Annotated in this window: 12 protein-coding genes, 1 tRNA gene and 1 CRISPR repeat array; of the genes, 8 read left to right on the top strand and 5 right to left on the bottom strand. The window is 63.0% G+C overall.

Annotated features, from left to right (window positions below):
- Positions 1-4: 4 nt before the first annotated feature.
- Together IGB42_RS08490 and IGB42_RS08485 are read left to right on the top strand one after the other, a co-directional pair.
- On the top strand, positions 5-1,393 hold the full coding sequence (locus IGB42_RS08490) for a DUF1501 domain-containing protein (RefSeq protein WP_159669895.1): 1,389 nt from the start codon (positions 5-7) through the stop codon (positions 1,391-1,393).
- A gap of 124 nt (positions 1,394-1,517) precedes the next feature.
- Positions 1,518-1,718, top strand: coding sequence for a KGG domain-containing protein (locus IGB42_RS08485; RefSeq protein ID WP_159669892.1), 201 nt, complete (start codon positions 1,518-1,520; stop codon positions 1,716-1,718).
- Between the two features lie 152 nt (positions 1,719-1,870).
- Here the strand turns inward: IGB42_RS08485 and IGB42_RS08480 are convergent.
- Together IGB42_RS08480 and IGB42_RS08475 are read right to left on the bottom strand one after the other, a co-directional pair.
- Positions 1,871-1,947: transfer RNA gene (locus IGB42_RS08480), tRNA-Met, on the bottom strand.
- 48 nt (positions 1,948-1,995) lie between these two features.
- Positions 1,996-3,162 carry a class I SAM-dependent methyltransferase gene (locus IGB42_RS08475; protein WP_159669889.1) on the bottom strand — a complete coding sequence of 389 codons (1,167 nt, stop codon included), beginning with the start codon at positions 3,160-3,162 and terminating at the stop codon, positions 1,996-1,998.
- 50 nt (positions 3,163-3,212) lie between these two features.
- Between IGB42_RS08475 and IGB42_RS08470 the strand changes: the two genes are divergently transcribed.
- Together IGB42_RS08470 and IGB42_RS08465 are read left to right on the top strand one after the other, a co-directional pair.
- The gene (locus IGB42_RS08470; protein ID WP_159669886.1) at positions 3,213-3,971 is read left to right on the top strand and encodes a pteridine reductase; all 759 of its coding nucleotides are present in this window, start codon (positions 3,213-3,215) and stop codon (positions 3,969-3,971) included.
- A complete protein-coding gene (locus tag IGB42_RS08465) occupies positions 3,971-4,870 on the top strand; it encodes an endonuclease/exonuclease/phosphatase family protein (RefSeq protein ID WP_159669883.1) in 900 nt (299 codons plus the stop codon). Before IGB42_RS08470 ends, IGB42_RS08465 begins: the two co-directional genes overlap by 1 nt.
- 70 nt (positions 4,871-4,940) lie before the next feature.
- On the opposite strand, the gene IGB42_RS08460 is transcribed toward IGB42_RS08465, so the two are convergent.
- The 3 genes from IGB42_RS08460 to IGB42_RS08450 all read right to left on the bottom strand — a co-directional run bounded on the left by IGB42_RS08460 (position 4,941) and on the right by IGB42_RS08450 (position 7,722).
- Positions 4,941-5,987 (bottom strand): oxidoreductase, encoded by a 1,047-nt coding sequence (locus tag IGB42_RS08460; RefSeq protein WP_159669880.1) that lies wholly within the window; start codon positions 5,985-5,987, stop codon positions 4,941-4,943.
- A gap of 94 nt (positions 5,988-6,081) precedes the next feature.
- Entirely contained in the window at positions 6,082-6,399 is a 318-nt protein-coding gene (locus IGB42_RS21870; RefSeq protein ID WP_174764187.1) for a hypothetical protein, read from the bottom strand.
- Complete coding sequence (locus tag IGB42_RS08450; protein ID WP_159669877.1) at positions 6,400-7,722, bottom strand: deoxyguanosinetriphosphate triphosphohydrolase; 1,323 nt, start codon at positions 7,720-7,722, stop codon at positions 6,400-6,402.
- A 260-nt stretch (positions 7,723-7,982) separates the two neighbouring features.
- Here IGB42_RS08450 and IGB42_RS08445 point away from each other — a divergent pair, with 260 nt between their 5' ends.
- The 4 genes from IGB42_RS08445 (at position 7,983) to IGB42_RS08430 (ending at position 12,399) form a co-directional block, all read left to right on the top strand.
- A complete protein-coding gene (locus IGB42_RS08445) occupies positions 7,983-9,068 on the top strand; it encodes an ABC transporter ATP-binding protein (RefSeq protein ID WP_159669874.1) in 1,086 nt (361 codons plus the stop codon).
- A gap of 12 nt (positions 9,069-9,080) precedes the next feature.
- The gene (locus IGB42_RS08440; protein ID WP_159669871.1) at positions 9,081-10,007 is read left to right on the top strand and encodes an ABC transporter permease; all 927 of its coding nucleotides are present in this window, start codon (positions 9,081-9,083) and stop codon (positions 10,005-10,007) included.
- Entirely contained in the window at positions 10,004-10,783 is a 780-nt protein-coding gene (locus IGB42_RS08435; RefSeq protein ID WP_159669868.1) for an ABC transporter permease, read from the top strand. Before IGB42_RS08440 ends, IGB42_RS08435 begins: the two co-directional genes overlap by 4 nt.
- Before the next feature lie 290 nt (positions 10,784-11,073).
- Positions 11,074-12,399 (top strand): CRISPR-associated endonuclease Cas3'', encoded by a 1,326-nt coding sequence (locus tag IGB42_RS08430; protein ID WP_159669865.1) that lies wholly within the window; start codon positions 11,074-11,076, stop codon positions 12,397-12,399.
- A 267-nt stretch (positions 12,400-12,666) separates the two neighbouring features.
- A CRISPR array of direct repeats spans positions 12,667-13,244; the repeat unit is 29 nt; unit sequence CTGTTCCCCGCACCAGCGGGGATGAACCG.
- Between the last annotated feature and the right edge of the window lie 43 nt (positions 13,245-13,287).

Below are 13,287 nucleotides of genomic sequence, written 5' to 3'. Positions count from 1 at the left end.
GAACATGAGCAAATCCCATGCTGTCGATGCCTCGCGCCGCGAGTTCCTGAAACGCGCCTCGGCGCTGTCGCTGGCCAGTGCCGCCACGCCGTGGGCGCTGAGCTTGGCTTCGCTGGGCGAAGCTGCTGCCGCGGGCGCTACCGATTACAAGGCACTGGTGTGCGTTTTCCTGTACGGCGGCAATGACTATGCCAATACGCTGATCCCGTATGACCTGGTCAATTACAACCTCTACAACGCGCAGCGCCCTACGCTGGCCTATGGCCGCGGCGCGCTGGACGCCACCCTGCTCAAGCCGGCCGTGGCGCTGGCCGATGCACGCCAGTACGCGCTGGCGCCGGCAATGACGCAGATGGCCGACCTCTTCAATACCGGCAGGATGGCTGCGGTGCTCAATGTGGGTACATTGGTGCAGCCCACCACCAAGCTGCAGTACCAGAAGAAGACGGTGTTGTTGCCGCCCAAGCTGTTCTCGCACAACGATCAGCAATCGGTATGGCAATCATCCGCTGCCGAAGGGGCCAACAGTGGCTGGGGCGGGCGCATGGGCGATCTGTTGATGTCCAGTAACGGCAACGCTACCTTCACCTGCATCAATGTATCTGGCAATGCGGTGTACCTGTCCGGCAATAACGCGGTGCAATACCAGATGACGGTGAACGGCCCGGTCGCATTGCGCGCCGGCAGCGCGCCGCTGTTCGGTTCCAGCGCATGCTCGGCCGCGCTGCAAAGCCTGATCACCCAGCCACGCACGCACTTGCTGGAGGCCGAGTACAACCGCGTCACCAAGCGTGCGCTCGATGCCGGCAGCCAGTTGGCCAGCGGCCTGGCGCCCGCCACCAGCATCACTACCCCATTCCCCGGCGCTAACAGCCTGGGGGATCAACTGAAGATGGTGGCACGCATGATTGCCAGTGCCGGCACGCTGGGCACCAGGCGGCAGGTGTTTTTTGTATCGATGGGCGGTTTCGATACCCACGATGGCCTGCTTACCGTACACCCCGGGCTGATGGGCAACCTGTCTGCCGCGCTGGCGGCATTCCATCAGGCTACGGTGGACATGGGCGTGGCCAACCAGGTCACCACGTTTACCGCATCGGATTTCGGCCGCACGCTCACCGGCAACAAGGATGGCTCCGACCACGGCTGGGGCAGCATGCACTTCGTGCTGGGCGGTGCGGTGAAAGGCCAGCGTTTCTACGGCACTGCGCCGGTGGTTGCCAACAACGGCCCGGATGATGTCGGCCAGGGCCGGCTGCTGCCCACCACCTCGGTAGATCAGTACGCGGCCACGCTGGGTAGCTGGTTCGGTATTCCGGATAGCGATCTGTTGACGGTATTGCCCAATCTGCGCAACTTCAACGCCAGTAGCTGGAACCTGGGCTTCGTATAAGGTCTGGCGCCATGCACCGCCCCTGCTGACTGCCATAAGCGCGGCTTGCCGACAGGCAGGCTGCCGCAATGGCAGCACACTCGATGTGCATGCCCGTGCATGCGCATCGACGAGGAGGGCCGCAATGGCATCTCCAAGCAAACCTCACAAAGCCCCCGCCGGCAAACGCGGCTTTGCTGCGATGGACCCGGAACGCCGTCGCAAGATTGCCAGCGAAGGCGGCAAGGCATCGCATCGCAATGGCGCCGGCCACGAATTCAACTCTGCCGAAGCACGTGAAGCAGGCCGCAAGGGTGGCCTGAGCCGGCATCGCGGCAAGGCCTGACCGGGCAGTTTGCTGGCCGGGTGATCCGGTTTGCGCGGAGGCGCGGGTTTTCAATAGAGAAATAGAGAAGGCCTGCCTGAACAACGCATATTGCACCCGCGGAGAGCGGAAATGAAAAAGCCCAAGTCCTTGCGGACTTGGGCTTTACATCTTGGTGGCTATGGCGGGACTCGAACCTGCGACCCCAGCATTATGAGTGCTGTGCTCTAACCGACTGAGCTACATAGCCATGGGAGCCCGATATTCTCTTTGAATCCCTGCATGCTGTCAAGCCTGTTCACAGCCGGTACGAATCATCCCCCTGCCGGAAGCCCGGCAGCAATGCAGGCAGCGCCAGGTTGCGCGAGAACGCGATGGCCTTGAACAGCTCGCCCATCTCGGCCGGGCTGGTGAGTTTTTGTGCGGCACCCACTGCCGGCAGGTAAAGGGCGGTGTTGTCTGCCCCCAGCGTTTCCAGCCGTTGCAGCAGGCCGGTATCGAGCAGGTATTGCGCTTGCGATACGTAGCCTTCCAGCATCAGCCCTGCATCGCTACCAGCTTCGAAAATGGCCGAAAAATCCACATGGCAGGTCAGGTCGGTCAGGCCGGGCAGGAAGAACGGGTCGTGGATGCTGTGGTGGCGGTAGTGGCCGATCAGCGTGCCCATGTGGCGTTCCGGATGGTAATACTCGCGGGCCGGAAAGCCGTAATCGATCAGCAGCGCGGCACCCGCGCCCAGCACGCCGGCCAGGCTGGCGGTAAAGCCGCGTGCTTCCAGCGAGATTTCGGTGGTGTAGCCAGGTGGCAGGTCGAGCTCTGCGGCAGCGTCACGCAGCGCGCCGCTGGCCGGCCGGTCCTGCCAGGCAAAGCCATCCTGCCACGCCACGCCGCGTTGCCAGATTTCGCCTTCGTCATCGGTATGCACCAGCGCGCATGGCATGGCGTCCAGCACCTCGTTGCCGATGATGAAGCCGCGGAACTCGCCCGGTAGTTGCTCCAGCCACACCACATGCGCTAGCAGATGCGGCACGCGCGCCTGCAGCGTTTGCATTTGCCGCTGTTTCAGCTCTGCAGACAGGTCGACGATGCAATAGCGCTGCGGCAGGCTGCCCAGCCGTTCCAGCTCGGCCAGGATCTGCGCCGCCAGCACGCCGGTGCCGGCGCCAAATTCCAGGATATCGCCATGGCCATCCAGTGCGCCCAGTACCGCCGCAGCCGTTTCGGCAATGCAGGCGCCGAATAGCGGCGACATTTCCGGTGCGGTAACAAAATCGCCCGCTTCGCCAAACTTGGTGGCCCCGCCCGAGTAATAACCCAGGCCGGGCTCATACAGCGCCATGCGCATATAGTCGTCAAACGGCAACCAGCCATCGGCCTGCGTGATGGCAGCGCGGATGCGCGCTTGCAGCATATTGCTGGCGGCAAATGCTTCGGGAGTGGGGGCGGGGAGTTGCGGGGTATTCATAGTCGCGTGAGAATCGTCGGTTTGACGCATTGTAAACCGGGGATGCAGGCATGGCGGCAGAAGACGGCAGGGCAGAAGAACGCGTGGCATTGATTACCGGTGGGGCAAAGCGCGTGGGCGCGGCCATCGTACGGCGGTTGCACGCGGTCGGCTGGCGGGTGGTGCTGCACTACCGCGCCAGCAGTGCAGAGGCCGATGCACTGGCGGATGCGCTCAATGCCACACGCGCCGGTTCCGTGGTCACCGTCCAGCTCGACCTGCTCGATACCGTACGCCTGCCCGAGCTGGTGGCCACCGCCACCGCGCATTTTGGCCGGCTGGATGCGTTGATCAACAATGCATCATCGTTCTTTGCCACGCCGGTGGGCACGTTCAGCGAGGCTGCGTGGGATGACCTGCTGGGCTCCAACCTGAAAGCCCCGCTGTTCCTGGCACAAGCCGCCGCGCCGGTGCTCGCCCGCACCCGCGGCAGCATCGTCAGCATTGCGGACATCCACACCGAGCGGCCTTATCCGCAATACATACTGTATACGGTAGCCAAGGCCGGCCTCGTGGCGATGACGCGCGGCCTGGCGCGCGAGCTGGCGCCGGATGTGCGGGTAAACGCCGTCGCCCCCGGCAGCAATTTGTGGCCGGAACACGGCAAGGCATTCGATGCCGCCGAGCAGCAGCGCATCGTCGATACCATTCCGCTGCAACGCATTGGCGAACCGGCCGATCTGGCGCAGGCGATCGAATTCCTGCTGAACGCGCCCTACCTGACCGGGGTGGTGATGCCGGTGGATGGCGGGCGCAGCGTGGTGCTGTAGTGCCGGGCTGGCCGGGGAGGGGGCTGGTCACGCTGGCCTGGCTGGCAACCGGGGCATCGCTGCTGGGCTTGCTGGGGCGCTGGCATTGGGTGCCGGAACTCTTCAGCCATTTTGCGTTGCTGTACCTGCCCTTGCTGCTGTGTGGCGTGCTGGTGGCCCAGCGCGGTTTGCCACGCGTGGTGTTGACGGTGGCCATGCTGCTGCAGTGCTGGGTGGTGGCGCAGCCATTGCGGCTGTTCGATAGGGCGGCCAGCAGCAATCACGCTGCCAGCCCATTGCGCGCGGCCAGCTTCAATCTGCTGTTCTCCAACACCCGCTATCATGAGGTCGGCACATGGCTGGCCGGCAGCCATGCCGATGTGATCGTGCTGACCGAGGCAACGCCCGCTTGGGCCAGCGGGCTATCTGTGTTGTTGCAGACTTACCCGCATGGATGCGCTGCGTGGGCGGATGGCACGGCCGGCCTGGCGCTACTGTCGCGCCAGGCATTGCGTAGCTGCCAGATCAACGGCGACGCTGCGCTGCGCGGCTACCCTTATGTGCGTGCCGAGCTGGCCGACGGCCGCGTCGTCTATGGCGTGCACCCGCCACCGCCGCTCGGAGCTGATCTGGCCCTCGCGCGCAATGCCAGCCTGCAGCTGATTGCGCAGCGATTACAGGCCGAGCGCGCGCCAGTGCTGCTGCTGGGTGATTTCAACGTCACACCGTTCTCGCCGGTGTACCGCCATTTTGTGGATGAAGCTGGCCTGCGGGAGGCGGGCGCTGGCCTGTGGCCCAGCTGGAATCATCTGTTACCGCTGGATCGGGCATTGTTCGCGGGCGCAGTGCGGCCGGTCAACGTTTGGCTGGGGCCATCGCTGGGATCGGATCACCGGCCGCTGGTGTTTGATCTTGAGTGATGGGAAAGCAAGAACGTGCATCTTGGTTTGAGATAGAGAGCCTGCAAGCAGGAGTAATCTGGCCTGTCTATCAGTTTGCGGGAATATAGGCCAGCTCCTGGCGGGCCTCACCGCTGCGCATTGCCAGTTCCAGCACTTCCATCACCATGATGGCCTGGTGGGCTGGCACCGGGTTGGCTGTACCTTGGCTGATCGCATCCCGCACGCCGGCATAATATTGGCGGTAATCGCCCGGCAGCGTGGGCAGTGCCTGACGTTCCGGCTCACCTGCTGTACCGATCAGCAGCTCGCCGTGGCGTGTATCGTGGCCCCAGCCGGTGCAGCCGGGCCGGGCGCCGGCCTTGAGCATGTCTTCCTGCGTATCCAGCCCGTATTTGATGAAGCTGGCTTGCGCGCCATGCACCACGAAGCGCGGGCTGCCGCCGGCCACCAGCATGCTGGCGGAGAGCACCACCCGGCGGTTGGCGTAGCGCAGCAACACGTGTGCATCGTCCACCGATTGCGCACCGCTGCGGCGTTGTGCCAGATCGGCGAACACTGCCAGTGGCGGGCCGAACAGCTGCAATGCCTGGTCGATGATATGCGGGCCCAGGTCGTACCACAGCCCCGCACCCGGCCCGGCGCCTTCGCGCCAGCGCTGGCGGACCTCGGGGCGGAAACGGTCGAAATGTGATTCAAACTGCGCTACCTCGCCCAGCGCACCGGCTTCGATCAGCGCCTTGATGGTAAGGAAGTCTGCGTCCCAGCGGCGGTTGTGGAAGACCGACAGCACCCGCTGCTGCGTGGCAGCCAGTGCGTCCAGCTTGCGCGCTTCGGCCACGGTCAGCGTGAATGGCTTATCCACCACCACATGCTTGCCGGCCAGCAGCGCGGCGTGGGCCAGCGGATAGTGCGTGTCGTTCGGGGTGGCGATCACCACCAGGTTGATGGCCGGGTCGGCAAACACGGCTGCCGCATCGGCGTGCACCACCGCATCCGGCCAGTCTGCATGCACCTTGGCGGCGCTGGACGATTGCACGGCCGCCAGTTGCATGCCGGTGGCAACGATCAGCGGGGCATGAAAAGTTTTGCTGGCATAACCGTAGCCCAGCAGGGCTACACGCAAGGGGGCGGTCATCGGGTCGGTCCGGGGGCGTCAAACCATCACCATACTGCGCCCGGGCCGCGCGGGGTATCCGGTTTAGCCAGTAGAGCGGCCGGTTAGGGTGGGCTTACTCGCTGTCCAGCGGTTGTATCTTGATATCGCCGCCATTACCCTTGGGCGTGGCAGAGCGGGCCGGCAGTGCCAGCGGGGTGCCGGCAGATGGCGCCTGCGCGGAATCAACCGCCCAGCCAGCCACCGTGGTGGTGGCATTCACGCCGGCCTTGCCCACATCCCAAGCCATGCCGGCGGCAGTAGTGCCCACATTGACGGCAGTACTGGCCACGCTGACGGCGGCAGAACCGACCGCCACCGTGGTGGTGACCACCGCGCAGCCTTGCAACGCCGTCACTGCACCCGCCACCAGTAAAACTGTGTGTAACCGCACTTATCGCCCCATGCCACCCACTTGCTGGGCAAGGTAGGTGGCGTAGTTGTCCGTCATTCCGCCGATGAAATCGAGCACGCGCCGGTACGTTTCGTACATGCCCCATTCCTTCCTGGGGGCATTGTATTCCATCAGGTCCAGCACGCGTTTCAGCCGGAATGGCATTTCTGCACTGACTTTCTGCTGGTAAGCCGCCTTGCAGAATGCATCCAGCAGGATATCCAGGCAGGTGAACGAGCCCACTTCGATCTCGATCTTGCGCCGTTCGTTGAAAATGCGGTCGCGTGCCAACTGCTTGGCCTCGTTGATGCCGTGGCGCATGCCGGGCGGGGAATCATTCAGCAAATCTCCCTGGTAGCGGCCGTCCATCAGCCTGTCGTACTGGGCAATGAAGGTAGCGGCTACATCACGCACGCAGCGGTCGATGGCCTTGCCGCGCAGCAGCGAGATCTTGCGGCGGCTGGATGGCGCGGCGGCAACTTCCAGTGCCAGCAGATCGTGATCGCCACCGCAGATCTTCATCAGGATGGGCTCCACCGTTTCATACGGCAGCATGCCGATCTCGATGCCGTCTTCCAGATCGAGAATGGCATAACAGATGTCGTCTGCCGCCTCCATCAGGTAAGACAGCGGGTGGCGCGCCCAGCGGCCCGTTTCCAGCTCCGGCAGGCCCAGCTGGCTGGCCACCTCGATCAATTGGGCGGTTTCGCTCTGGTAGCAGCTGAACTTGCCTTTCTCGCTGGCGTGATCGCTGGTCCACGGGTATTTCATCGTGGTGCCCAGCGTGGCGTGCGTCAGCCGCAGGCCGCCTTCGAAGCGGTGGTTCTCCAGCTGGGTAATGATGCGGAAGCCCTGCGCATTGCCCTCGTAGGTCATCAGGTCACGGCGCTCTGCGGTGTTCAGATGCTGCAGCAGGTAGGCGTGCTCATCGCGGCGGAACCAGTCGCGGATCGCATATTCGCCCGCATGGCCGAACGGCGGGTTGCCGATATCGTGCGCCAGGCACGCTGCCTGCACGATGGCGCCCAGGTCATACGGCGTGATATCGGCGGGGATCTTGCCGCGCAGCGCCTCGCCAGTCAGCACACCCAGCGAGCGCCCCACGCACGCCACCTCGATGCTGTGCGTCAGCCGCGTATGCACGTGGTCGTTCTCGGTCATCGGGTGCACTTGCGTCTTGCGGCCCATACGCCGGAACGGCGAGCAGAACACGATGCGGTCGTGGTCTTTGTGGAAGTTGCTGCGGCCGCTTTCCAGCGGCGTATGGCCGCCGGGGGATGCACCAAGGCGCTCGGCCGAAAGCAGTCTGTTCCAGTCCATCATTGCCGGGGTTGCTCGCTGTGGGGGTAGGTTGATGGCCCGATTATATGCGGCCCATGTGGCGGCTTTGCATCGATCTGGCAAATCACCACGCTGGCGCGTGCATCGGCTGTTGTGGGCAATTGCCAACAGTTGGGCCGGCGTTGCGCTGGCGTGTGGCCAGCCCGTGCTCCGGCTGGCAGGAAAACGCCTGTTTAACCCTGCCCGCAGGGGTGGATTTTGTTAGAATCGCCCGCAAAATTTTACTTGGGACGAATGCTGCGATGGCGCTGCTCGAAATCCGTGACGTGGTGAAGACCTTTGGCGACTTTACCGCCGTCAATCATGTGAGCCTGTCGGTGGAAGCCGGCGAGTTTTTCACGTTGCTGGGGCCGTCGGGCTGCGGCAAGACCACGCTGCTGCGCATGCTGGCCGGCTTCGAGCAACCCAACGCCGGGCAGATCCTGCTCGATGGCAAGGACATGAGCCAGGTGCCGCCGGAAAAACGCCCGGTGCACACGGTATTCCAGAGCTATGCGCTGTTTCCGCACATGACCGTGGCGCAGAACATTGCCTTCCCGCTGCAGATGGCCGGCGTGGCCAAGGCCGATATCCCCGCCCGTGTGGATGAAGTGCTGGAAGACGTGCGCCTGCAGCAGTTTGCCAAGCGCCTGCCGCATGAACTCTCTGGCGGCCAGCGCCAGCGCGTGGCCATCGCCCGTGCCCTCGTCAACCGCCCGCGCCTCTTGCTGCTGGATGAGCCGTTGTCCGCACTGGATGCCAAGCTGCGGGAAGAAATGCAGCTGGAGCTGATCAACCTGCAGAAAGAAGTGGGCATCACCTTTGTGTACGTCACGCACGATCAGGGCGAAGCGCTGGCACTGAGCCACCGCATCGCGGTGATGAACAAGGGCGAAGTGGCACAGCTGGATGCGCCGGAAACCATCTACAGCTATCCGAAGAATCGCTTCGTGGCCGATTTCATCGGCCAGTGCAACCTGCTGGATGCCAAGGTGGCGGAAGTGGGCGGCAGCCGCATGAAGCTGGAAATCCCCGGCGTGGGCCTGTGCGAAGCGCTGCCGGTGGAAGGCGCGCAGGTGGGGCAGAGCGGTACGCTCACGCTGCGCCCGGAAAAAATCCGCCTGGCCGCCGCAGTCACGCACGATGCGGACGAAGTGCACTTCAAGGGCAAGGTGCACGATTGCCTGTACCTGGGTGACGTGACCATCTATATCGTCGAGCTGGAAAACGGCACGCTGGTGGAAACCATGCTGCCCAACTCCGCGCCGGGCCGGGCCCGCTTCTTTGACGACAACGATGCGGTAGAGCTGGCATGGCGCTTCGATGCCGGCCACTTCCTGCTCGGCTAAGGAGTAGCTGCGATGCGTAACCTTTCCAGCCGGCTAAGCCGGTGGCTGATTTCCGGGCCGCCGCTGCTGTATCTGCTGATTTTCTTTGCCGCGCCCACGCTGATCATGGTGTTTGCCGCGTTCCGCATCCCCGGTGATTACGGCGGCCTGCTGCCGCTGCTGCAAACCGACGATGCCGGCAAGACCGAAGTACTGATCAACGCCGGCAACTGGCACGATTTCATCACTTTCGAAAACTTCGGCCGCTTTTTTGAAGACAGCATCTACGCCGAGCTGTTTCTCAAGTCATTCTGGTATGCGGGCATCACCACCCTCATCTGCATCGTGCTGGCCTATCCGCTGGCGTGGCTGATCGCACGCAGCAACAAGAAAACGCGTGATCTCTTGGTGCTGCTGGTGATCCTGCCGTTCTGGTCCAACTTCCTGATCCGCGTGTACGCGTGGATGATCATCCTTGGCCCGCAAAGCTACTTCAGTGTGGCGCTCAACCACCTGCTGGCGCTGGTGGGCATCGAACCGGTGTCGCTGCTGTTTTCGCAGTTTGCGGTGATCATCGGCCTGGTGTACGTGCACCTGCCCTTCATGGTGCTGCCGCTGTACGCCAACCTGGAAAAGCACGACATGGCCTTGCTCGATGCCGCGCAAGACCTGGGTGCCAATGCCTGGCAGCGCTTCTGGCGCATTACCTGGCCGCTGAGCCTGCCGGGCGTATGGGCTGGCACCGCGCTGGTGTTCATCCCCGCGCTGGGCATGTTTGCCATCCCCGATCTTTTGGGTGGCACCAACAGCATCATGATCGGCAACCTGATCAAGCAGCAGTTCCTGGATAGCCGCGACTGGCCGTTCGGCTCGGTACTTTCCATCATGCTCACGCTCAGCGTGCTGCTGATGGCCGCCATTGCCGGCTGGGCCGGCAGAAGCAAGAAGGAGCGCGCATGAAAGTTTCCCGCTGGGTATGGGGCGCCGCCATCGTCGTCTATGCCTTCCTGTATCTGCCGCTGGCCATCGTGGTGGCGTTCTCGTTCAACGATTCGGCGCTCAATGCCGAATGGGTGGGCTTCACCCTGGACTGGTACCGGCTGCTGTTCAGGGACGATGTGATGATCGAAGCCGCCACGCACACGCTGCTGATCGGCTTCGTCACCTGCGTGGTGGCCACCGTGCTGGGCACGCTGGCCGGCTACGCCATGTACAAGTACCGGCTGCGCCTGCTGCCGGTGCTGGTGCTTACCCCGATCGCCATCCCGGAAATCCTGATGGGCGTATCGCTGCTGATCTTCTTCGTGATGCTCAACATGACGCTGGGGCTGGTATCGATCACGCTGTCGCACATTGCCTTCTGCATCGGCTTTGTGGCCATCGTGGTGCGCTCGCGGCTGCAGGGCATGGACGAATCGCTGGTGGAAGCCGCGCGCGACTTGGGCGCCAGCCCCATCACCGCCTTCCGCCGCATCACGCTGCCGCTGATCATGCCCGGCATCATCGCCGGCGCGCTGATGGCGTTCACGCTGTCGATCGACGACTTCGTGATCTCCTTCTTCACCGCCGGCGTGGGCTCCAACACGCTGCCGCTGGAAATCTACAGCCGCGTGAAGGTACCGGTAAAACTCAACCCCGAAGTGAACGCGGTCTCCACCTTGCTGATGTTGCTGACCTTGTCGCTGATCCTGATTGTGAGCAAGGTGGCGCCGAGTGCGTTGCGGGCAGGAGATTGACGGTTGTTGTAATTGAAGCACAGTGACCTGCAGGCAAAAGGGCTCCGGACGGAGCCCTTTTCTTTGTAGTCATGCCAGCTACAGCGCGTGTTCCGTGCCGGTATGTTGCTGTTATGAAAGGTTTTTTATGGCGATGGCCTGAAATACGTACATGGCCGGTATGGGATTTTGGCGTGCAAATTCTGACTTTTTTGGAAATTTAATTGAAAAGCATGGATTGAATATATTTTGTGTTTTGCAAGAAAAGTGCCGGCAGCGTTAGGATTCGTCCTACACAGAAGGGGGTGTTCGTGGGCGCCACATACTGGCAATACTGGGGCAAGGCCAAGCCGCTTGAAGCGGCCGTACGCTATCACCTGCTTGCCTACCATTGCCTGGATGTCGCGGCGGTTGGCGATGTGTTGTTGCAGCGGCTTGGCCTGGCGCTGGATGGGATTGCTGCCGAACTGGGCCTGAGCGCTACGCAGCTCCGTGCGTTGCTGGTGTTTTTTCTGGTGCTGCATGACCTCGGCAAATTTGCCAGGGTATTCCAGTTGCTGGCAAAGGATTTGTCACCTGATCTTGTCGCCGGCAAGGTGGGGCAGCGTTGCTACACGCAACGCCACGATACGCTGGGCTGTTTGCTGTGGCAGCAGGCGCTTGTCAGCCAACTGCCGCCCGGGCTGCTTGCAGATCCTGCCAATGGATATTGGGCTGACTGGATCAAGATCGTTACCGGGCACCATGGCATGCCGCCGAAGGATGAGCGTAGCAGCTTGTCGATCGAAGATTTCTTCGTGGATGAAGATATCGACGTCGCCACCAGGTTTGTTGCCGACGTAGCCGGCCTGCTGCTGCCCGTTCAGTTGCCGGCACCCACCAGGCAGCAACACCAGGCGTTGCAGCGGCACAGCTGGCTCCTGGCCGGGCTGGCCGTACTGGCCGATTGGCTGGGGTCGGACCAGCAGCATTTTCCTTATCATGACCGGCCTACCCACTCGCTGGCTGATTACTGGCAGCAGGTTGCGCAGCCGGCCGCCGCGCGGGCCGTGGCTGCGGCCGGTGTTGGTGCACATGCTGTTGCACCTTTCCCCGGCGCAGCGCACCTGACCCGGCTGTTTCATTACCTGCATGAGCCCACCCCGTTGCAACGCCATGCCGCGAGCGTGCAGCTCGGCAGCGGGCCGCAATTGTTCCTGCTGGAAGACGTAACCGGTGCTGGCAAGACCGAGGCCGCGCTGATCCTGGCGCACCGCCTGATGGCACAAGGGCTGGCACATGGTTTCTATTTCGGCCTGCCCACCATGGCAACTGCCAACCAGATGTACCAGCGGGTAGGCAATGTCTATCGTGGCTTCTATCAGGAGGGTGAACGGCCCTCGATCATGCTGGCCCATGGCGCGCGCGACCTGATCGCGGATTTCCAGCAGTCCATCCAGCCGCGGGATAGGGGCTACGCGCAGGATGAACCCAGCGCCACGCTGCAATGCAACGCGTGGCTGGCCGACAACCGCAAAAAGGCACTACTGGCGGATATCGGCGTGGGGGTCGATCGACCAGGCACTGCTGGTTGCGTTGCCGGTACGGCATCAGGCGCTGCGGCTGCTGGGATTGGCGCGCAAGGTGCTGATCATTGATGAAGTCCACGCGTATGACCCGTATATGATCGAGCTGCTGGAAAAACTGCTCGCCGCACATGCGCGGCAGGGCGGGTCTGCCATCCTGTTGTCCGCGACCGTACCCGCCACCACCCGTGCCAAACTGCTGTCTGCCTTCCAGCGTGGGCTGGGCGTTGACGCACCGATTTCGCCAGATGCACGTTACCCCCTTGCCACGCAGGTCACTGGCGATGTGGTCGAAACGCATGCCTGCGCCACGCGTGAACAGGTGAAGCGCCGGGTGGACTGTTCCCCGCACCAGCGGGGATGAACCGCGCGTATTGCCGAGTTGGAGCAGCGCCGGGAGCTGTTCCCCGCACCAGCGGGGATGAACCGACCCCGAAACGCACATCAACCTGTTCCGTGGGCTGTTCCCCGCACCAGCGGGGATGAACCGCCGGCAGCGGCGTGCGTCAGCTCGTGGGCCAGCTGTTCCCCGCACCAGCGGGGATGAACCGTGGTCTTCCTCGCCCAGCCTTTCGGTGGCGATCTGTTCCCCGCACCAGCGGGGATGAACCGGCGCCACCTGCGATAGAACCGGCTGGCGGTCGCTGTTCCCCGCACCAGCGGGGATGAACCGGTGTTGGAAGCAGCAGCCAAAGACCTGGTGGACTGTTCCCCGCACCAGCGGGGATGAACCGAAACAACGCCAGGCGATCTGGAAAAAACTCGGCTGTTCCCCGCACCAGCGGGGATGAACCGCGGCGTTTTACCGTGGTCAGGTTGATATGTTCCTGTTCCCCGCACCAGCGGGGATGAACCGGATTCCGGCGCGGTGGAAGAAGGTGCCGACGTTTGTTTCCTGCATTAACGGGGCTGAACCGCACTCCGAGGTATAACCAAGTGGCGCCCAGTCCCCTAATAAAC

This window comes from Andreprevotia sp. IGB-42 (assembly GCF_009848685.1).
Classification (GTDB): domain Bacteria; phylum Pseudomonadota; class Gammaproteobacteria; order Burkholderiales; family Chitinibacteraceae; genus Andreprevotia.
Note: the sequence above shows the minus strand (reverse complement) of the source record. Positions and strands in the feature narration are given on the sequence as shown.